Source organism: Pseudomonas sp. TWR1-1-4 (assembly GCF_049897165.1).
GTDB classification, from domain to species: Bacteria; Pseudomonadota; Gammaproteobacteria; order Pseudomonadales; family Pseudomonadaceae; genus Aquipseudomonas; species Aquipseudomonas canadensis.
The window spans coordinates 526006-543662 of the sequence record NZ_JAFCVS010000007.1 but is presented as its reverse complement, the minus strand read 5'-3'; the positions used below and the strand labels follow the sequence as shown (position 1 = coordinate 543662).

26 protein-coding genes are annotated in these 17657 nt (G+C 59.1%); 3 read left to right on the top strand and 23 right to left on the bottom strand.

What is annotated here, in order from left to right:
- Positions 1-20: 20 nt before the first annotated feature.
- Positions 21-800 carry a ferredoxin-NADP reductase gene (gene fpr / locus ACP7C6_RS24580; RefSeq protein WP_003189055.1) on the bottom strand — a complete coding sequence of 260 codons (780 nt, stop codon included), beginning with the start codon at positions 798-800 and terminating at the stop codon, positions 21-23.
- A gap of 124 nt (positions 801-924) precedes the next feature.
- Here fpr and ACP7C6_RS24575 point away from each other — a divergent pair, with 124 nt between their 5' ends.
- Positions 925-1851, top strand: a complete 927-nt coding sequence (locus tag ACP7C6_RS24575) for a LysR family transcriptional regulator (protein WP_028619094.1) — start codon at positions 925-927, stop codon at positions 1849-1851.
- A gap of 3 nt (positions 1852-1854) precedes the next feature.
- Here the strand turns inward: ACP7C6_RS24575 and ACP7C6_RS24570 are convergent, their stop codons facing one another.
- From ACP7C6_RS24570 to ACP7C6_RS24560, 3 genes are all read right to left on the bottom strand, one after another.
- On the bottom strand, positions 1855-2217 hold the full coding sequence (locus ACP7C6_RS24570; protein ID WP_003172176.1) for a diacylglycerol kinase: 363 nt from the start codon (positions 2215-2217) through the stop codon (positions 1855-1857).
- A gap of 75 nt (positions 2218-2292) precedes the next feature.
- On the bottom strand, positions 2293-2943 hold the full coding sequence (gene erdR, locus ACP7C6_RS24565) for a response regulator transcription factor ErdR (RefSeq protein WP_003189050.1): 651 nt from the start codon (positions 2941-2943) through the stop codon (positions 2293-2295).
- A gap of 139 nt (positions 2944-3082) precedes the next feature.
- Positions 3083-3802 (bottom strand): tRNA-uridine aminocarboxypropyltransferase, encoded by a 720-nt coding sequence (locus tag ACP7C6_RS24560; RefSeq protein WP_236318723.1) that lies wholly within the window; start codon positions 3800-3802, stop codon positions 3083-3085.
- A 179-nt stretch (positions 3803-3981) separates the two neighbouring features.
- Between ACP7C6_RS24560 and ACP7C6_RS24555 the strand changes: the two genes are divergently transcribed.
- Both ACP7C6_RS24555 and ACP7C6_RS24550 read left to right on the top strand, forming a co-directional pair.
- Positions 3982-4416, top strand: coding sequence for a PA3611 family quorum-sensing-regulated virulence factor (locus ACP7C6_RS24555; protein ID WP_028619092.1), 435 nt, complete (start codon positions 3982-3984; stop codon positions 4414-4416).
- Between the two features lie 273 nt (positions 4417-4689).
- Positions 4690-5802 carry a TIGR00730 family Rossman fold protein gene (locus ACP7C6_RS24550; RefSeq protein ID WP_068936978.1) on the top strand — a complete coding sequence of 371 codons (1113 nt, stop codon included), beginning with the start codon at positions 4690-4692 and terminating at the stop codon, positions 5800-5802.
- A gap of 63 nt (positions 5803-5865) precedes the next feature.
- Here ACP7C6_RS24550 and recX read toward each other — a convergent pair whose 3' ends face one another.
- From recX to ACP7C6_RS24455, 19 genes are all read right to left on the bottom strand, one after another.
- Positions 5866-6333: a recombination regulator RecX gene (gene recX, locus ACP7C6_RS24545; RefSeq protein WP_308908413.1), complete on the bottom strand. Its 468-nt coding sequence runs from the start codon at positions 6331-6333 to the stop codon at positions 5866-5868.
- Positions 6334-6341: 8 nt separating this feature from the next.
- A complete protein-coding gene (recA, locus tag ACP7C6_RS24540; RefSeq protein WP_003189042.1) occupies positions 6342-7400 on the bottom strand; it encodes a recombinase RecA in 1059 nt (352 codons plus the stop codon).
- An 84-nt stretch (positions 7401-7484) separates the two neighbouring features.
- Positions 7485-7985: a CinA family protein gene (locus ACP7C6_RS24535; protein ID WP_426109332.1), complete on the bottom strand. Its 501-nt coding sequence runs from the start codon at positions 7983-7985 to the stop codon at positions 7485-7487.
- A 119-nt stretch (positions 7986-8104) separates the two neighbouring features.
- Complete coding sequence (locus ACP7C6_RS24530; RefSeq protein ID WP_028619088.1) at positions 8105-8662, bottom strand: glycoside hydrolase family 19 protein; 558 nt, start codon at positions 8660-8662, stop codon at positions 8105-8107.
- 6 nt (positions 8663-8668) lie between these two features.
- Complete coding sequence (locus ACP7C6_RS24525) at positions 8669-9676, bottom strand: phage late control D family protein (RefSeq protein WP_426109331.1); 1008 nt, start codon at positions 9674-9676, stop codon at positions 8669-8671.
- Positions 9677-9685: 9 nt separating this feature from the next.
- A complete protein-coding gene (locus ACP7C6_RS24520) occupies positions 9686-9898 on the bottom strand; it encodes a tail protein X (RefSeq protein ID WP_028619086.1) in 213 nt (70 codons plus the stop codon).
- Entirely contained in the window at positions 9891-10274 is a 384-nt protein-coding gene (locus ACP7C6_RS24515; protein WP_028619085.1) for a phage tail protein, read from the bottom strand. The genes ACP7C6_RS24520 and ACP7C6_RS24515 overlap by 8 nt, the downstream gene beginning before the upstream one ends.
- Complete coding sequence (locus ACP7C6_RS24510) at positions 10274-11428, bottom strand: hypothetical protein (RefSeq protein ID WP_426109330.1); 1155 nt, start codon at positions 11426-11428, stop codon at positions 10274-10276. Before ACP7C6_RS24510 ends, ACP7C6_RS24515 begins: the two co-directional genes overlap by 1 nt.
- A 5-nt stretch (positions 11429-11433) precedes the next feature.
- Entirely contained in the window at positions 11434-11559 is a 126-nt protein-coding gene (locus ACP7C6_RS24505) for a hypothetical protein (RefSeq protein WP_010212704.1), read from the bottom strand.
- Entirely contained in the window at positions 11556-12128 is a 573-nt protein-coding gene (locus ACP7C6_RS24500) for a phage tail assembly protein (RefSeq protein ID WP_028619083.1), read from the bottom strand. The genes ACP7C6_RS24505 and ACP7C6_RS24500 overlap by 4 nt, the downstream gene beginning before the upstream one ends.
- A gap of 131 nt (positions 12129-12259) precedes the next feature.
- Positions 12260-12766: a phage major tail tube protein gene (locus ACP7C6_RS24495; RefSeq protein ID WP_028619082.1), complete on the bottom strand. Its 507-nt coding sequence runs from the start codon at positions 12764-12766 to the stop codon at positions 12260-12262.
- On the bottom strand, positions 12766-13932 hold the full coding sequence (locus ACP7C6_RS24490; protein ID WP_028619081.1) for a tail protein: 1167 nt from the start codon (positions 13930-13932) through the stop codon (positions 12766-12768). The genes ACP7C6_RS24495 and ACP7C6_RS24490 overlap by 1 nt, the downstream gene beginning before the upstream one ends.
- Positions 13933-13934: 2 nt before the next feature.
- Positions 13935-14108, bottom strand: a complete 174-nt coding sequence (locus ACP7C6_RS24485; RefSeq protein WP_311894811.1) for a hypothetical protein — start codon at positions 14106-14108, stop codon at positions 13935-13937.
- A gap of 88 nt (positions 14109-14196) precedes the next feature.
- Positions 14197-14457 (bottom strand): tail fiber assembly protein, encoded by a 261-nt coding sequence (locus ACP7C6_RS24480; protein ID WP_084651070.1) that lies wholly within the window; start codon positions 14455-14457, stop codon positions 14197-14199.
- On the bottom strand, positions 14458-15075 hold the full coding sequence (locus ACP7C6_RS24475; protein ID WP_028619079.1) for a hypothetical protein: 618 nt from the start codon (positions 15073-15075) through the stop codon (positions 14458-14460).
- Between the two features lie 90 nt (positions 15076-15165).
- Positions 15166-15696 carry a hypothetical protein gene (locus ACP7C6_RS24470; RefSeq protein WP_028619078.1) on the bottom strand — a complete coding sequence of 177 codons (531 nt, stop codon included), beginning with the start codon at positions 15694-15696 and terminating at the stop codon, positions 15166-15168.
- Positions 15693-16331, bottom strand: coding sequence for a phage tail protein I (locus ACP7C6_RS24465; protein WP_323989259.1), 639 nt, complete (start codon positions 16329-16331; stop codon positions 15693-15695). The genes ACP7C6_RS24470 and ACP7C6_RS24465 overlap by 4 nt, the downstream gene beginning before the upstream one ends.
- On the bottom strand, positions 16328-17323 hold the full coding sequence (locus tag ACP7C6_RS24460; RefSeq protein ID WP_305383800.1) for a baseplate J/gp47 family protein: 996 nt from the start codon (positions 17321-17323) through the stop codon (positions 16328-16330). The genes ACP7C6_RS24465 and ACP7C6_RS24460 overlap by 4 nt, the downstream gene beginning before the upstream one ends.
- A complete protein-coding gene (locus ACP7C6_RS24455; RefSeq protein ID WP_028619075.1) occupies positions 17320-17652 on the bottom strand; it encodes a phage baseplate protein in 333 nt (110 codons plus the stop codon). The genes ACP7C6_RS24460 and ACP7C6_RS24455 overlap by 4 nt, the downstream gene beginning before the upstream one ends.
- Positions 17653-17657: the final 5 nt, after the last annotated feature.

Here is a 17657-nt window from a genome sequence, read left to right as displayed (position 1 = left end):
GTGTTGTTACTGACCCAGCATTACTTCTCGACGAATGCGCGCTCGATCAAGTAATCACCCGGCTCACGCATCCGTGGGGAAACTTTCAGGCCGAAGCTGTTCAACACTTCGCTGGTTTCGTCCAGCATGCTTGGGCTGCCGCACAGCATGGCGCGGTCATCCTCGGGGTTGATCGGCGGCAGGCCGATGTCGCTGAACAGCTTGCCGCTGCGCATCAGGTCGGTCAGGCGACCTTCGTTTTCGAAAGGCTCACGGGTCACGGTCGGGTAGTAGATCAACTTGTCACGCAAGGCCTCGCCGAAGAATTCGTTCTGCGGCAGGTGCTCGGTGATGAATTCGCGGTAGGCGACTTCGTTGACGTAACGCACGCCGTGGCACAGGATCACTTTTTCAAAGCGCTCGTAGGTTTCCGGGTCCTGGATTACGCTCATGAACGGAGCCAGGCCAGTACCGGTGCTGAGCAGGTACAGGTGTTTGCCCGGCTTCAAATCGTCAAGCACCAAGGTGCCTGTCGGTTTTTTGCTGATGATGATCTCGTCGCCTTCCTTCAAGTGCTGCAATTGGGAAGTCAGCGGGCCATCCGGGACCTTGATACTGAAAAACTCCAGATGCTCTTCCCAGTTCGGGCTGGCAATGGAGTAAGCGCGCATGAGCGGGCGGCCGTTGGGCTGTTGCAGGCCGATCATCACGAACTGACCGTTCTCGAAGCGCAGGCCCGGATCGCGGGTGCACTTGAAGCTGAACAGAGTGTCGTTCCAGTGATGAACACTGAGGACACGCTCGTGGTTCATGTTGCTCATGTACGGGGGACTCCTGGAAATGGGTCTGCGCCAAAGATGGGATGCGCAATTGCACAGCATTCTAATGGCGGCGACAATATCTGTTAACTGGATTATTAAGATAAGGGTTATCGGTTATATCGATATGCGATTTACTCTCCGTCAACTGCAAGTCTTCGTCGCCGTCGCCCAGCAGGAAAGCGTCTCGCGCGCTGCTGGCCTTCTGGCCTTATCTCAATCCGCCGCCAGCACCTCGATCACCGAGCTGGAGCGCCAATCCAGCTGCCAATTATTCGACCGCGCGGGCAAACGCCTGAGCCTCAACGCCCTCGGTCATCAGCTATTGCCCCAGGCGGTTGCGCTGCTCGACCAGGCCAAGGAGATCGAGGACCTGCTCAACGGCAAGTCCGGCTTCGGTTCCCTGGCGGTGGGCGCCACCCTCACCATTGGTAATTACCTGGCGACCCTGTTGATCGGCAGTTTCATGCAGCAACACCCCGAGAGCCAGGTGAAGCTGCATGTGCAGAACACTGCGCATATCGTGCACCAGGTGGCGCACTACGAAATTGACCTGGGTCTAATCGAAGGCGACTGCAGCCACCCGGATATCGAGGTGCAAACCTGGGTGGAGGATGAACTGGTGGTGTTTTGCGCGCCGCAGCATCACCTGGCCAAACGTGGCATGGCAACCATGGATGAGTTGACCCAAGAGGCGTGGATCCTGCGGGAACAGGGCTCAGGTACTCGTCTGACCTTTGACCAAGCCATGCGCCATCACCGTAGCGCGCTGAATATCCGCCTTGAGCTGGAGCACACTGAGGCGATCAAACGCGCGGTGGAGTCAGGATTGGGGATTGGCTGCATTTCGCGGCTGGCGCTACGCGACGCATTCCGGCGTGGCAGCCTGGTGCCGGTGGAAACCCCGGACCTGGACCTGGCCCGGCAGTTCTACTTCATCTGGCATAAACAGAAGTACCAGACCTCGGCAATGCGCGAGTTCCTGGAACTATGCCGCGCCTTCACCGCCGGGGTTCAGCGCAGCGACGAGATCGTGCTGCCGAGCATTGCCTAAGGGTTAGATCAGAATCACGGCCCAGACCAGGGTGATCATGGTCAGTGCGACGAACTGCGCGGCGCTGCCCATGTCCTTGGCGTTTTTCGACAGCGGGTGGCGGTCCAGGGAAATGCGGTCGATCGCCGCTTCCACTGCCGAGTTAAGCAATTCGACGATCAACGCCAGCAGGCAGACAGCAATGAGCAAGGCACGCTCGACCCGGCTGACATTCAGGAAAAAGCTCAACGGGATCAGGATCACGTTAAGCAACACCAACTGGCGGAACGCTGCCTCGCCAGTGAACGCCGCGCGCAGGCCATCCAGCGAATAACCCCCAGCATTGAAGATACGTTTGATACCGGTTTGACCCTTGAAAGGCGACATAGACGTTGGCAACTGAACTAAAGGAGTGGGGAAACTAGATCACGCAAAGTCAAAAAAGCGTGAATCGGTAGCCGCTTAATGCTGCGAAATTGACTCAAGTTGTTGCAAGAGCAGCGCCGCCTGGGTGCGCGTACGCACGCCCAGCTTGCGGAAGATCGCTGTAACGTGGGCCTTGATCGTCGCTTCCGACACGCTCAGCTCGTAGGCAATCTGTTTGTTCAACAAGCCTTCGCAGACCATGGTCAGCACCCGGAACTGCTGCGGTGTCAGGCTGGCAAGACCATCACGGGCGGCCTTGGCTTCGTCGGACACGTTGATTTCTTCAAACGCTTGCGGCGGCCAGGACACATCACCATCCAGCACGGTGCGTACAGCCTTCTGGATATCTTCCATCGCACTGGACTTGGGAATGAAACCGCTGGCGCCAAACTCCTTGGAGCGCACCACCACGTCGGCTTCTTCCTGGGCCGAGACCATCACCACGGGAATCTGCGGGTATTGACCGCGCAACAACACCAAACCTGAGAAACCGTAGGCACCGGGCATGTTCAGGTCGAGCAGCACCAGGTCCCAGTCGGATTTTTCGGTGAGGCGGGCTTCCAGCTCGGCAATACTGGCCACTTCGACCAGGCGGACGTCCGGCCCAAGGCCCAAGGTCACGGCTTGGTGCAGCGCACTGCGAAACAACGGGTGGTCATCGGCTATCAGGATTTCGTATGTGGCCATTGATTAAATGATCCTGTTTTTTAGGGGTGCCCTGATCGGCGCCCAGCATGCCCAGCGTAGCCTGGAGGGTCAAGCGCTACGCCCGTGGGCATTTTAGCGGGTTGCGGGTTCGTGGTGCCATCATGCAAACGTCGTCTGGTTACACCTTCGGAATATAGGGAGCAAGACGCGCATGAACTGTGTCCGCCGGATCCAGAGGCATCTGGAACTTGGCGGCCAGGTAATGAGTACTGAAGACATCCAGGTAGGCATCCAGGACTTCACTGGCCATCCGATCATCGGCCAGTTCCAGACACAGCGCGGCGACCTCGGCGGTGCAAAAATGATCATCGCGTTTGGAACGACGCAGTTTGTAGCGCGATAGCTGCTCGGGCGCCAGGCTGAGCACCGGCAAATGCTCCAGGTAGGGGCTTTTGCGGAACATCTTGCGCGCTTCACTCCAGGTGCCATCCAGCAGGATGAACAGTGGGCGCTTGCCCTTCTCCACCTTCACTTCGCTGACAACACGCTGCGGCGCGACGAATTCGCCGGGGAACACAATGTAGGGTTGCCACTGCGGGTCGGCCAGCAAGGTCAGCAGTTCAGGATCGACTTCGGTGCGCGACCAGGCGAACGCCGTGGTGTCATCAATCACATCGGCGATCAGCCAGCCGGTATTGCTGGGTTTCATGGGTTCCACGTCATGCATCAGCAGGCACATCGCTGAGGTGGCGGCGACTTTTGGTCGCCAGGCACACAAGCAGTACTCAGGAATGACACGGCAGCCGGGACAACGCTCGGCACGCGAGCCACGATTGAGGAACGGACGGACGGCACGGGCCAGGCGCTGGGTGCGCAGGCGGGACACGGCGTGGCTCATCGGATGCGCCGGTGGGACGGGTAAATCGACACGGTGAAAACTCGTGGACGGCTGAGGTGGCGGCAGTTTACCAGCGATACGCCTGGCTGTAGTGGCAAGGGCTCACCTATAATTGCGCGCCACTGAACGCACAGCGCAGTGGCTGGTCTATGCACCAGTAACCGAATCAGGAGAGTTTCATGCTGCGTTCCATGCTGCGCCTTGTCGCCCCATCCGTCGCCCTCGCGCTGGTATTGCCCGTGTGCGCCCAGGCGGCCTCGCTGCTGGAGGCCCAAATGAACCGGAAGCTGCAAAGCGTCGCGGCTGAGAGCAACAAAGATCTACCCCGGGAAATCGACGAAAAGACCCTGGAAGTGGCCTACACCGTTGAAGGCATGCAACTGATCGATCACCTGAGCGTCTTGCCCGACCGCGCCGAACAGATGCGCGCCAATCCCAAGGCGGTGTATTTCCAACTCGGCCAGAGCGTATGCCTGAACAAGGGTTACCGTGAGCTGATGGCCAAAGGCGCGGTGATGCGTTACGAAATCACCGAGAACAAGACCAACCGCCCTGTGGCCTCGGTGAAGTTCGTGGAAGCGGATTGCCCGGCACCGACAAAAAAGAAAAAGTAACGGTTTGACCTTCGCGCGCTGCCGTCCGGTGGCGCGTACTCCCCCGCTTCAACGCCTCCCAGGCAGCTAGACTCCGTACTGAGCGACCAATAAGTGGTTGCCAGCCAAGGGTTTTCCGGCCCATGATCAAATCATCCCGCCCATTCATACACAGCGTTTTTCATGCTGTTCTGTAACATTTTCAGGGCAAAAGAAGGTTGCCCCCGCGGCAAACAGCGACACAAGCAGTGTCGTAGCCTCCGGCGAAGGTGCCCTGCAAGAAGGAGAAGTTGAATGCCTTACGAACCGAATGACCGCCTGCTCCGACATTTCGAAGAACACGGCACCGACCTCACCCAGCAGGTCGACGCACAACTCCAGCTGATCGCCCCCAACAGCCCGAATATCCCCCTGTATCGCGACATGATCCTCACCGTGCTGCGCATGGCCCAGGACGACCGCAACCGCTGGAACGCCAAGATCACCCTGCAAGCCATCCGCGAGCTGGACAATGCCTTCCGCGTGCTCGAACAGTTCAAGGGTCGCCGCAAGGTGACGGTGTTCGGCTCGGCACGCACCCCGGTGGAAAGCCCCCTGTATGCACTGGCCCGTGAAGTCGGCGCGGCACTGGCGCGTTCGGACCTGATGGTGATCACCGGCGGCGGTGGCGGCATCATGGCCGCCGCCCACGAAGGCGCGGGCCTGGAACACAGCCTGGGGTTCAACATCACCCTGCCGTTTGAACAGCATGCCAACCCAACCATCGATGGGACTGAGAATCTGCTGTCCTTCCACTTCTTCTTTACCCGCAAGTTGTTCTTCGTCAAGGAAGCCGATGCCCTGGTGTTGTGCCCAGGCGGTTTCGGCACCCTGGATGAAGCGCTGGAAGTGCTGACGCTGATTCAGACCGGTAAGAGCCCGCTGGTCCCGGTAGTGCTGCTGGATGCGCCAGGTGGCGGGTTCTGGCAGGGTGCCCTGGACTTCATCCGCAGCCAGTTGGAAGCCAACCGCTACATTCTGCCCACCGACCTCAAGCTGATACGCCTGGTGTACAGCGCCGAAGAGGCGGTGGAAGAGATCAACCAGTTTTATGCCAACTTCCACTCCACCCGCTGGCTGAAACGCGAGTTTGTGGTGCGCATGAATCACCCGCTCAGTGAACAGGCATTGGCCCATTTGCAAGGCGAGTTCGCCAGCCTGCGACTGAGTGGAGAGTTCCGACAGCTCGCGTATACCGGCGAGGAACATGATGAGCCGAGGTTCAGTCATTTGACGCGGCTGGTGTTCAATTTCAACGGGCGCGACCAGGGCCGGTTGCGGGAGTTGGTGGATTACATCAACTTGCCGGAGAACTGGGCACAGGCCCAGGGCAAGGCGCAGCAGCGGGTGGCGCCGGAGCCGGCGTGATTTTTTGAGGGCAAAAAAAAAGACCCACTATTTTCATAGTGGGTCTTTTGTTTGTTCAGAAGCTCAATCATCGATGTCCCGGCCGCTCAACAAGCGGCTGATCATCTCCATCGAAAACCCGCGATAGCTGAGGAATCGTCCCTGCTTCGCTCGTTCCCTGGCATCAATCGGAAGATGACCAGAGAACTTGCGCCGCCAGGTGTCCTCCAACTGCGCCTGCCAACTGATCCCGCACTCGCGCAGGGCAAGATCGACATCAGCGCGTTGCAGGCCACGCTGGCTCAGCTCTTCGCGAATACGCGCCGGGCCGTAGCCGGAGCGGGCTCGGTAGGAGATAAAACTTTCGAGGTATCTGGCTTCGGAAAGCAGCCCCTCTTCCGTCAGGCGGTCGAGGGCGGTTTCGATCATCTCGGGCTCTGCGCCGCGCTGACGCAATTTACGCGTCAGCTCGACTCGACCATGCTCGCGGCGAGCGAGCAGGTCCATTGCAGTGCGCCGAACGGCGACGAGTGTATCCAGTACAACTGTCATTGTGTGCTTCAGATGTCGGTGTCAGCTTCTTCCACTTCTTCAACCGGCTCGCGATTGGCGGCAGCTTTCACGTCTGGAGCGGCAGTCAGCAGCTTGTCGCGGATCTGCTTTTCAAGCGTGGCAGCGATATCCGGGTTGTCTGCCAGGAACTTGGCCGAGTTGGCCTTGCCTTGGCCAATTTTGCTGCCGTTGTAGGCATACCATGCACCGGATTTCTCGACGAAACCGTGCAGCACACCCAGGTCGATCATCTCGCCGTTCAGGTAGATGCCCTTGCCGTAGAGAATCTGGAACTCGGCCTGGCGGAAAGGCGGGGCCACTTTGTTCTTCACGACTTTAACGCGGGTTTCACTACCTACAACCTCGTCACCTTCTTTCACCGCGCCGGTACGGCGGATGTCCAAACGGACCGAAGCGTAGAACTTCAGCGCGTTACCACCGGTGGTGGTTTCCGGGCTGCCGAACATCACGCCGATCTTCATACGGATCTGGTTGATGAAGATCACCAGGCAGTTGGCGTTCTTGATGTTACCGGTGATTTTACGCAGCGCCTGGGACATCAGACGGGCTTGCAGGCCCACGTGCATGTCACCCATTTCGCCTTCGATTTCAGCCTTGGGCACCAGGGCGGCCACGGAGTCGACCACGATCACGTCGATGGCGTTGGAGCGCACCAGCATGTCGGTGATTTCCAGGGCTTGCTCACCGGTGTCCGGCTGGGAAACCAGCAGGTCGTCAACGTTGACGCCCAATTTGCCGGCGTACTCAGGGTCCAGGGCGTGCTCGGCGTCGACGAACGCACAGGTGGCACCCATTTTCTGCGCCTGGGCAATCACCGACAGGGTCAGGGTGGTTTTACCGGAAGATTCAGGACCGTAGATTTCAACGATACGGCCTTTTGGCAGGCCGCCAATGCCGAGCGCGATGTCCAGACCCAGAGAGCCCGTGGAAATAGCCGGGATCGCCTGACGGTCGTGATCGCCCATACGCATTACGGCACCCTTGCCGAATTGACGTTCGATCTGACCCAGGGCCGCAGCCAAGGCTTTCTTCTTGTTGTCGTCCATTAAAGTCCTCACGTAATCAATAAGGCCTGGTCGGCCAACACCTGTATAAGTAGACAGTATTGTTCCACAAAGATCAGAGATCGCCTACCCCTGATTTTCTATTTCTGCTGCAGCTCGTCGCAACAAGCCCTCTAGCGCGGCCTTTACCGTTTGTCGGCGGACCTCATCGCGGTTGCCGGTGAAGTGCTCAAGCTCGGCCGTTATCTCTTCGCCCACGCCAAACGCCAGCCATACGGTGCCGACCGGTTTGTCTGGCGAACCACCGTCCGGCCCTGCCACACCACTGACGGCGACAGCAAACCGCGCCAGGCTTTTTTCCTGGGCGCCACGGACCATTGCCTCCACCACTTCCTGGCTGACCGCCCCCACTTTTGGAAACAACGTTTCCGGCACATTCAACTGCCGGGACTTCTGGCGGTTGGAATAGGTGACATACCCCGCCTCAAACCAGGCCGAACTTCCCGGGATCCGCGTGATGGCTTCCGCGATTCCGCCGCCGGTGCAGGACTCGGCAGTGGTGACGTGGGCATTGAGCACCTGCAAACGGCGCCCTAGTTCAGCAGCCAGTTGAGTGATTTCCTTCACGGTCGTCTCCAGACGTGGGCGGGGGTTTGCCTACCCTACAGGAGCCAATCGCACGCGCAAGTGACGGACTGTCTCAAGACGCAAACGGGCGAAGGCACGTCTGTACAGTTCTCACACGTTTAAGAAACGCAAAACGCCGCCTTCGCCCGCGCCCACAGCTGCAAGCGATCCTCCAGCCCATTGAGCCCGCCGTTGATACGCCGGGTGATGGTGGTGAACTGATCCTTGTCGGCCAGTTCATTCAGGCCATTGCTTTGCCAGAACCAGGCCGCCGACTCGGCCGCCCATTGCGGCTGCTCCAGCAATGTCGGTTCCCGCAACAAACGCTCATCGCCAAACAGTGCCTGGCTACAGGCCAGGTAGTTGCGGCGACCGGTAATCTGGATCAGCCCCCTGCCCCGATACTTCTGGCCGTCGCCGTCCGCTTCGGGCGTGTTACCCAGGCGCACGGCCAATGCGCCGGTGTCGTACTTGCTCAAATAGGCATCACTGCCCAGTTCACGCACGTAGCGCAACTCGCCGGACTCATGACCGACTTGAGCTAGAAACGCAGCGATGCGTTTGGGTTGACCGATCTCAAACCTGGCCATGGCCGTGTTCAGCGCAGGCAAAAAAACGCCCGCGCCAAGGCGGGCTCCCGGCAGGATTTGAAGCAGTTGAGACAGTGTTATCAACATGGTTCCTCACTCGGCCGGGGACAAACCACTGGCCTTGATTGCACATCGGTAGCTCTCTTTGCGCTTGCCACTGGCAATCACACTCTTGATCGACCAACGCCCCCGCATAAAGCCAGGCCAAGACTCGTCCAACAGCAGCAACCCTTCGGCGCCGAACAACGGGTTTCCGGGGCAAATCACATTGACCTGCAACCCTTCACGCCCCACTCGGCGCATCTCGCCCTCAGCGGCAGTCCTGGCTTCCGCCTCGCTCTGGTAGCGCTGCGTCATCACCTTGAACGGCGCGATACCCACTTCCATCACGTGCTGTTTGCCGGCGGCTGCGTCCCACCAGCTCGCTTGCGCGCCGGAGTAGGTCGCTCGGCTGGATTCAGTGAAGCTGGCGGAAATAAACGCACGATCCCCCGGACGGTTGTCGCGGGTGATCGACAACTGCACATCCGGCAAAACCTTGCCCGACAGCGATTTGATCTGCCCTTTACGGCCCAGCACATACAGCTCGTCGACGGGTTTGGCCACCGCGTCGAATCGCTTGGCCAACCGCGTCAAAAACGCCATGTCACTTTCATTGGTCTGGTCGATATGCTGGATCTGCTCATCTTCCAAATCGTGCGCCACACGGGGCGAGAAGCCGTAGCGCGTGGTCAATTGACGAAACAGCGCCCCCAGGCTGATCGGCCCGTGGCTGGCGGTTCGTCGCTTCTTGAACTCAGGCTCGTCAAAAGGTGCGGCTGTTGCCACCAGCACCACGCGCAGCGGAAACAGCGATGGCGTACGCTGAGTGATCTTGAACCGCCCTTTATCCACCAGGCCGGATTCCAGGTAGCCGACGCGCAGGCCGATCTGACCGCCCAGGCTGGGTAACCCTTCAAGGCCTTCGATGTCGAGGGTCAGCTTCAACTGATCGGACGCAAACCCCGCCAAATCGGTGTGCTCCCATTCCAATAACCGCTCATTGAGCAACGCGGCATTGGCGCCGTAAATTTCCACCACCGGTGTAAATCCAAGTGTCATGGTGACTCCTTAGTCCCAGGCCGAAACCGGCTGCTTGGCAATCGGTTGTACCGTTAGCTCGGGCACAATGATGCTGACGCCGGCCGGCAATACTGCGCCCTGCTCGGCTAACTGCGGGTTCAAGCGCCATAGCACTTCCTCGGCCGCATCGTCACAGCGACCCAGCTCGCGGTAGAGCAACAGGTTCACCGAATCCCCCGCAATACTTCTCACCCTACGCATTGACGAACTCCTCCAGCACCACGACCCAATTGATCACCATCGCCGTGCCGTCATCGATGACGCTGGACTGTTTTTCGTCCACCGATTTGATGGTCCACAGCCCCCAACTAAGGCCAACGCCGTCGACCAGAGGCAACGGCACACGAAGGGTTTGCAGCGCACGCAATTCCTCCAGCCGCGCCATGCCCTGCGCCCGTGCGGCCTTACCACCAAAGGTGAGGGTTTCGAGCGCCTGGCCGACCTGGCTGGATTTGGGTTTGCCGGCAATGATCTCCAGGCTGACCCAGCCACCACTGCTCGCACGGTCAAGGGTGTCGTAGGCAAAGCCACGAGATAGCCCAAAAATAAACGTGCCCAATGCCATCTGCTGTCGCATCACGCCACTCCTGTATCGGTCAGCGCCGAATCGCGTCGCGTCGCCAGCAGGCTGTCCATCGGCAACGGCGTGAATTGGGCTTCAATCTGTTGCACCACTAGCGCCGCCAGTTGCTGATAGCTGGCCTGCTCGGGTGCATTGATGGTGATTTGCGGGGCGAATGTAAGTTGACGGTTGTCAGCCTGGGCGTTGCTCAATTGCTTGCTGACATCGGCGGGCGCGGCGAGGCGGTCGCTTGGCCCGAACAACTTCTCACCGAGCCAAGCACCCGCTTCACTGCCCAGCAAGCCACCGATCGCGCCGCCGACAGCCGTACCGACACCGGGGAAAATCAGCGTGCCTATGGCTGCTCCGGCAGAGGCTCCGGCCCAGGCACCACCTGCCGTGCTGAGGCCGGTGCCGACGGCCTTGACGTCACCGTCGCGTACACCCTGGATCACACCCAAGGTGGCTTCAGCGGTTCTCAAGGGTGCGAGCCGCCGAATGCCGACGGATTCGAGTTTGGCGAAAGCATCGGTCAAGGCACCCGCCGGAATGTCTGGCCGAGTGGCCGCTGGCGTTGCGGTGCTCGCCGCGGTAAAGGACTGAAAGCCTTGCGAAGTCGCCCCTACCTGAAAGCTCGCTGACGAGCCGCCCAATAACTGCCGGCCTCGTTCGACCAGGCCGCTTATTCCGGCACTGCGCCCGCCGATTTTTTTGCGGCCTTTGTATTTCTTTGCAGCCGTGTCGATGACCAAATCAATCGCTTTTTCTGCGATCTTGCTTTTCAGCGCGTCCAACAATTCGCTTCCAGCCGCCTTGATCGTGCTTATCACCGCACCATCAGTAGGCTCCTTGGGTTCATCCTTCGGCGCGCTCGCGGCAACATCAGCTGCCTTGGGCACCAGAGCGTCGCTGGTGATGAACAACGTAGTGTTGAGCGTCTCCAACGTCTCGCGCAGTCGTACTTGTTCCTGGGTCAAGGCGTTGATATCCACACTGAGTGTGGCCAACGTAGCGTTCAAGGCCCACTGTGGCTGCGAGGCAGCCTCCAGGCTTACGGGTGCCCCGGCGCTTGCGGAAAACGGTGCCAGCACATTGCCAAGGTCCGCGTCGCCGATCATCCAGCGGAAATCCTCCTGGGCAAGCCGGATCCCATATTTAGTCTTTTGCATCCCGCTTACTCCTGTTTAACGCCAAGGCGAGTGATCGCAATGTCGTAGCGGCGCAATGCTTTTGCGGCATCCCAATCCAGGATCTCCGCCTCATTGACCGAGTAAACCAGCGGCACCACATCGAGGATCACGTCGATGTCGCGTTGCGAAAGAAGTCCGCCGGTTGATTTAAAAAATCGTCGATGCGCTCCTGCAGTTCGGTCCAGTCAGGTACGGTGAGATGGGCAAGATCGGGGATCATCAAGCCGCTGCAATGAGCGGTGATGAACTCGGCGCGCTCTTTGTTGGTGGCGAGCTTTTTCATCACCTTGGTGGCGCGCAGGGCGGGCATTTCCAGGGACAACTCGGCGAAGATACGGCCGGCAGCGTCGAGAGGCTGCAGCAGTTGGATGGGCTGTTCGTGAGTCGATTCCGCTTGTTTATCGAGGAAGAACGACGCAGGACGTGTCGACATCTCATGTACATATTGGGCGATGGTCACGTAGTCCGGGCGCTTGAGTTGGTCGAGCTCTTTTTCCGACAGACCGGTGGCGAGTTTCGCCAGTTCGAAGAACTGGTCGTCCTCGTCCTCACCGGCCCGGGCCAGCGCATCTTTTTGCGCGGCGTAGTACAGCGGCTTGAGTTGAACCTGCTCAATCGTCGCGCCGGTATCGGCGGTGATCGGCGAGAGCAGGCGGTGCAGCGGTGGCATCCAGGCCATGGGGCAATTCCTTGAAATGAAAGGGAGACGTGTAGGAGCCGGCTGCCGGCGATGCAGGCGACTGGGTTTGTCGGGTGAACCGAGGTGATGCGATCGCTGGCAAGCCAGCTCCTACAGGGCGCGTGTGGGCTTTAAGGCATCAGCACGGCGCGGCGGGCGTCGCCGAGGATGTCGACGCCGTTGAGCACGAATTTCTGGGTGCGCACGTCGATGTCGATCACCGGAATGCCGTTTTCCAGGCGGTTGTAGGTGCGGCAGGAGAGTTCCAGGGTGGTGGTGGGTTTATCGCCCATTTTCAGCTTCGCTTCTTCCAGGGATTTGAGCTTGCCGCCCACGGTGTGGTAGGTGAAGTAGGTCTTGCCGTCCTGGTCCTGACCAGCCTCGCGCACGTTGAGCAGAATGTCGTCACCCAGGCGCACGCCCAACGCCAGCATGATTTCCGGGCCCGCACCTTGCAGGATCAACTTGGCGCCGAGTACCTTGCCGCTCTTGGCCATTTCCTCGGCAATGAAACGCCCGCCTGTCATGGGTTCCATGTCGAATTCGATCTTTGGCGGGGTGAATTCCTCAACCGTCGCGGACAACGGCAAACCTTGAAGGGTGGCCGCAATGGCCTGTCTGACTCGGTTGGTAAACATTAGAGAACGTCCTCCAGGAACTGCTCGATGATTTCATCGCGGGCATTGAGTTGATAAATCATGTGTTCGTTCGGCGCGTAGCGGCCGTAGTCGATGACGATGAACCAAGTGCCGTTCTTGTACTTCTCGACACTGTTCAATTCCGGGTGCAGGTACACGCTGCCGCCGGGGATGGTTTCGTCGGCGACCAGGGTTTGCAGCCAGTCGTTGATGCGCTTGACCTCCTGGTCCATGAAGGACTTGGTGAGGTTCTTGGCCATGGCTTTCTGGCCGGCCTTGACCAGCTTGCGGCTGATCGCGTCTTCGAGGCCGACGTAGCTGATGAACTTGCCGGTGATGGAACGGTTACCCAGCAGCGAGAAGCCGCCGAGAATGGTGCGGGCGTAGTAGCTCACGCCGTAGCGGTTGAGCAGGTCGCCTTCGGTGGAGGTGTCGAGGATGTTGTACTCGACGACGCGGGAAACGTCCTCGGCGAACGTCACCTGGTTGCCTGGACTCTCCCATTGCTTGACCTTGGCCAGTGCCGCGATGGCCAGGGACGACGGCGCGAGGAATACGTTTTTCTTCGCCGCCTTGGAGTACACCGACGGCATGTTGTGCACCAGCAGGCAACGGTCGAAGCCGAGGTCGGCACCGCCCAGTTCACCGCTGTAGGTCACTTGGTCAGCGACGCTTACGTCTTTGCCATCCAACACCACGCGGGCTTTGATGCGTTTGCCGAACGAGGCGAACTCACCGGCCACGGCCTTGGTGCCGGTGAAGCCGGGGGCGCCAATGATGGTCAGGTCTTCCGGTACGCTGGCCAGTGCGGCCAGGCCCAGCTTGCGACCGGTCACCGGCTCGTCGCCGCCGATCACGTTATTGAGCGTGTCCGCCGGGGTGGCACCCTCCTCCACGATCACCACATAGACCGGCACCTTCACCACTTTGAGGATCTGGTACACGGCATGGAACAACGTGCCCGACTCAGTGCCGGTCGGGTCCAGCAGCGCCTGGGTGGTGAAACTGTTGATGCGAAACGGCGCATTCTTCGGGATCGACACATGGGCGTTCGGCGCTGTGCCGACCAGGCCGATCACGTTGTCGCCCAGGCCACCCATGGCCTCGGGCGATTCGGTGGCATTCACGGTGATGCCGTTGTGCTCGAAGTTCAAAACCTCAGCCATGGTTAGTCAGCCTTCTTTGGGGTGGAGTTGAGGACGCTGGTCAGTTCCAGGCGGCCGGCGGTGCGCAGGGCGGATGCTTCGACGTCCAGCAGATTTAGTTCCTCGCCGACGGTGGACCAATGGCCGCCCCCGGTGGGGAATGGGATTAGGACGGTGTAGGTTTGGCGGTTTTGCATGAGGGGAAATCTCCGGGTGGAAAACGCCAAAGCCCCTGCGGGAGGGGCTTTGGGAAGGCGAAAAAAAACCGCTTTCGCGGCATATCGATTATTTGAGGAACCCCGGCTTTTCTGGCCATACAACGGTGAAAGGGTCTCCAACATCTTGCGGGACATCTCGCAACAATTTGCGGTATGCCGCAGCTTGAGCACGCTGCCCCTCATTCAATGGGCTGTCCTGAACTTGAGTATGATCGGACTCACGCAACAGCTGATCGCGGCGAACACGAATAGACGACCACTGCAAAAACTCCAAACCTTCCTTATTAAGAACAAGGGACGGAACAACGTCCATAGACATCTCACTCATTTAAAAAACCACCGTTGGCGAAAGAGAAAGTTTTGATTGAATGTCCCCAAGCTTAATCGACCGATAGCGACCAATCTGCATCGTATCAATCCTCAGCGACGTCACATACACATTGGGAATCTTGATCCGGCAAACAGCATTACCCGCCGAATCTGCATAAATGCTTGGATCGAACTTACCAAAGCACGATTGATTAATGACGGCTCGCTGCGGTGCATAGACATAGCCGGCGAACGTCTCGTCCATCACCAAAGAGCTGCCATAGCTATAGCCACGAATATTCAGCCAAAACATCTGATCATCCGTATTAATAGAAAAAGGCAATTTGAAGTGAGCGTATACATTCATCGACGAACCCAGGTCAGTAGCAACCATCCCACCCGTTGCCCCTACGTTGTAAGGTGCTCCGGTTCCCCAGATAAGTCCCTGAAAGACGCTCATCAGCAATGTTCCAGGCTGGCCTGCCTCACCAACTACATCCTTGAGCGCTCGAAACTGATCAAACTCTGCGCGCGCCTGATCCATGCGCGCATCGATTGCGCCGATTTTTCCATTTACAGTGTTGGTCAGGTTGTTAGAGGCCTGAACCAAACTAGCGATTTGCGTTTCCGTACTCAAAGCACTTACTCCTTAAACTCGTTTTTAGACTATTCAATCAATACAGAGAACCACGACCACGTCACTCCATCACTAAACAAGCCTGTAAAACTATTTGAACTCAAGTGTTATGACGCGAAATAAAACACCGAGATGACGAGCCATATTATCTATATTGGCAGTCGCCACTGCGGCCAATTCTTCAGCGATAAGGATATTCAAATTCTCGTCACCCACCACAATCGTCACGCTGTCCGCCGGCAACGGCGCAATATCCAGCGTGAACTTTTGCAGCACCCGCGCCGCCGCCGCTTTATACGTCAGCAACTTGCCAGCCACGGAATACACTGCCAGCAAGGTCCCACTGGCGAGATAAAAACCGAACTCGCCAATTTCATACTCACCCTCGCCATCGAACAGCGCAGCCATCCTGAGCTGACGATTGCCCAGGTCCTCGTAATCCACAATGGCGACCCGTTGGCGCTCATCGCGCAAGGCTATTTCCGAGCCGTCAGGGTGGTAGCGGCCGGTACCGGCGCCGATGTGGGTGATTTCGCCTTTCAAGCCTTGGTTCTTCGCCTGCAGCACTTCATCCAAACCCTTGGAGGTGAAGCGCACCAGGCGCGTAATGTCATCTGTCATGGCTGCGCCCTGAGGTCGTAGTCGTTAATGGTGTAGTGACAGGTAGTCCCGACACTGTTAAGCCGAGTAGCCAACGCCAACTCTGGTAGTGCGCTGGTTAGAGACAACTCAGCATCACTCAACGAAGCATGTGCGACTTGAGTGAATGCAAGGTGCCCTTGGGTCTCGAGAACGATGGTAATCGTTGCCAGGTCCCGTTCACTTTGCGCGGCATTGATGCGGCGGATCAGCCGGTTGTGGTCACCGCTGGACCAACTGCGCCCGATGATCGCCTGCACGTCAAAGGTGTAAGGCACGCCCAAGGGCCGTTGCTGATACCAGGCGCTAATGTTGGGGGTGAAACCCAATGACTCCACCGCATGACTCAGCGCCTTCGGTGTCCCGGCCTGGCGCTGTATCTGCCAGGACAACGCCACGGTCAGGCGTTTTTCTGCCTCACTGGCGTCAGCATCCCATTCACTGACGCCACGGTCGGCGGCCAGATATGGAAGAAACGCGGTGGGCGTTTGCAGCGGATTCATTAAGGCCGAAAACGGCGGACTTACTCGGTCCAGCAGCTTGCCAAACCCGAGGTCCAGAGCTTTTTCCAGCGGTGAGCTGTTAGCCGGCAACAGGCTCGCTTTAGGCGCACTCATAACGTACGCACCTCCACCTCGACACCCGCGCAATACGGAGCCTGGAAGGCCGTGCTGATGATCGGCTCCAGCGGTTCGAGGATCTGCAGTTGCGCAGCGCCGGCGCTGTGGATGGCGTAGTCGATCCAGCTGGGGTCGACACGGCCTTCCAGGCGATGGCAGGAGTCGGCGTAGGTTTGCAGCAGTTTTTGCGCTGCGACTTGGGTCAGTCCTGAATCTGGACCCGAGTTGATCTTGGCTACCACGCGAATCTTGTAGCGCTGAATCTGCGCGCTTTGGACGCTGACCAGATCAGTCTCCGGTCGTACATCCGGCCGTGCGAAATGTCGCCGCACGCCGTCAAGCAAATCGGCGGAGGCCGTGCCATCGCCCTCCCTGGAAAGCACGGTGACCATCACCTCGCCTGGGGCGGTACGCCGGCCGTTGCCGTCCTTGACCTGGGCTGCGTAGCCGTCCGGGTCAAAGGTGTAGCTGACGGTCACCACACCGGGGGTGGCGCTTTGCACATTGACCGATGGCCGCTCGCCGAGGGTGAACACCTCACGGCGATACTGCATGCGCGAACCCGCTGCCGGGGCGTGGGGGGCCAGGTAATAACGCAGACGCGCGTCGTCGTCGCTTTCTAGAATCGGCGGCACGGGGGGGAACGCCGCCGGGTCGCCGGGATCGAGCACTTGACGCTCCAGACCCATGTCGGCCAGGCGTGCGTCCAGGTTGCTGCCGGCGGCCCACCACGCCAGCATCTGCTTGATGCGGGCGTTGTACTTGCGCTCATGGGTTTGCAGACGCACGCAAAACGCTTCCAGGGCCAGGGTCAGCAGTTCGCTCTCATTGTCGAGGCTGACCTTGAGTTTGGCGGCGCTTTGCGGCGCGCGGGTGGCGACGTAATCGACGACGAAGGCCTTGAACTCAGCCAGCAGAGGCTCAAACTCATCGACCGTGATGATGGCCGGTTCCGCCAGTTGGTTCTGGCCTGGGATCAACATGCTCATGTCACGACCTCGAAGGTTTGTTGGCGGTTTTTCCAGGTGCCGGCAAAACGCAGCAACAACCCGGCGCCCTGCCGGGTGGCGACGATGACCTGGGGTTGGAAGTCGGCGATGCCGTTTTGCGTGTTGTAAAACGCCTGGGCGGCATGGCTTTGGGCGAGGATCAACAGGTCATCGCCCAGGTTCTGGCCGAGCAGTTGTGGGATCAACGAACCGTACAACGGGCGTTTCTGCCGAGTGCCGACGGGGGTGGTCAGCGCTCGGGTGGCGCGCTGCACGAATTGCAGCCAGTCATCGACGGCTGCCCCGGTGTTCCTATCGATTCCGATCATGGCAA

What these genes read in the sequence shown, in the direction of transcription:
- fpr (WP_003189055.1), bottom strand. Translation starts at nt 800, where the DNA reads ATGAGCAACATGAACCACGAGCGTGTCCTCAGTGTTCATCACTGGAAC.
- ACP7C6_RS24575 (WP_028619094.1), top strand. Translation starts at nt 925, where the DNA reads ATGCGATTTACTCTCCGTCAACTGCAAGTCTTCGTCGCCGTCGCCCAG.
- ACP7C6_RS24570 (WP_003172176.1), bottom strand. Translation starts at nt 2,217, where the DNA reads ATGTCGCCTTTCAAGGGTCAAACCGGTATCAAACGTATCTTCAATGCT.
- erdR (WP_003189050.1), bottom strand. Translation starts at nt 2,943, where the DNA reads ATGGCCACATACGAAATCCTGATAGCCGATGACCACCCGTTGTTTCGC.
- ACP7C6_RS24560 (WP_236318723.1), bottom strand. Translation starts at nt 3,802, where the DNA reads ATGAGCCACGCCGTGTCCCGCCTGCGCACCCAGCGCCTGGCCCGTGCC.
- ACP7C6_RS24555 (WP_028619092.1), top strand. Translation starts at nt 3,982, where the DNA reads ATGCTGCGTTCCATGCTGCGCCTTGTCGCCCCATCCGTCGCCCTCGCG.
- ACP7C6_RS24550 (WP_068936978.1), top strand. Translation starts at nt 4,690, where the DNA reads ATGCCTTACGAACCGAATGACCGCCTGCTCCGACATTTCGAAGAACAC.
- recX (WP_308908413.1), bottom strand. Translation starts at nt 6,333, where the DNA reads ATGACAGTTGTACTGGATACACTCGTCGCCGTTCGGCGCACTGCAATG.
- recA (WP_003189042.1), bottom strand. Translation starts at nt 7,400, where the DNA reads ATGGACGACAACAAGAAGAAAGCCTTGGCTGCGGCCCTGGGTCAGATC.
- ACP7C6_RS24530 (WP_028619088.1), bottom strand. Translation starts at nt 8,662, where the DNA reads ATGTTGATAACACTGTCTCAACTGCTTCAAATCCTGCCGGGAGCCCGC.
- ACP7C6_RS24525 (WP_426109331.1), bottom strand. Translation starts at nt 9,676, where the DNA reads ATGACACTTGGATTTACACCGGTGGTGGAAATTTACGGCGCCAATGCC.
- ACP7C6_RS24520 (WP_028619086.1), bottom strand. Translation starts at nt 9,898, where the DNA reads ATGCGTAGGGTGAGAAGTATTGCGGGGGATTCGGTGAACCTGTTGCTC.
- ACP7C6_RS24515 (WP_028619085.1), bottom strand. Translation starts at nt 10,274, where the DNA reads ATGCGACAGCAGATGGCATTGGGCACGTTTATTTTTGGGCTATCTCGT.
- ACP7C6_RS24510 (WP_426109330.1), bottom strand. Translation starts at nt 11,428, where the DNA reads ATGCAAAAGACTAAATATGGGATCCGGCTTGCCCAGGAGGATTTCCGC.
- ACP7C6_RS24500 (WP_028619083.1), bottom strand. Translation starts at nt 12,128, where the DNA reads ATGGCCTGGATGCCACCGCTGCACCGCCTGCTCTCGCCGATCACCGCC.
- ACP7C6_RS24495 (WP_028619082.1), bottom strand. Translation starts at nt 12,766, where the DNA reads ATGTTTACCAACCGAGTCAGACAGGCCATTGCGGCCACCCTTCAAGGT.
- ACP7C6_RS24490 (WP_028619081.1), bottom strand. Translation starts at nt 13,932, where the DNA reads ATGGCTGAGGTTTTGAACTTCGAGCACAACGGCATCACCGTGAATGCC.
- ACP7C6_RS24485 (WP_311894811.1), bottom strand. Translation starts at nt 14,108, where the DNA reads ATGCAAAACCGCCAAACCTACACCGTCCTAATCCCATTCCCCACCGGG.
- ACP7C6_RS24480 (WP_084651070.1), bottom strand. Translation starts at nt 14,457, where the DNA reads ATGAGTGAGATGTCTATGGACGTTGTTCCGTCCCTTGTTCTTAATAAG.
- ACP7C6_RS24470 (WP_028619078.1), bottom strand. Translation starts at nt 15,696, where the DNA reads ATGACAGATGACATTACGCGCCTGGTGCGCTTCACCTCCAAGGGTTTG.
- ACP7C6_RS24465 (WP_323989259.1), bottom strand. Translation starts at nt 16,331, where the DNA reads ATGAGTGCGCCTAAAGCGAGCCTGTTGCCGGCTAACAGCTCACCGCTG.
- ACP7C6_RS24460 (WP_305383800.1), bottom strand. Translation starts at nt 17,323, where the DNA reads ATGAGCATGTTGATCCCAGGCCAGAACCAACTGGCGGAACCGGCCATC.
- ACP7C6_RS24455 (WP_028619075.1), bottom strand. Translation starts at nt 17,652, where the DNA reads ATGATCGGAATCGATAGGAACACCGGGGCAGCCGTCGATGACTGGCTG.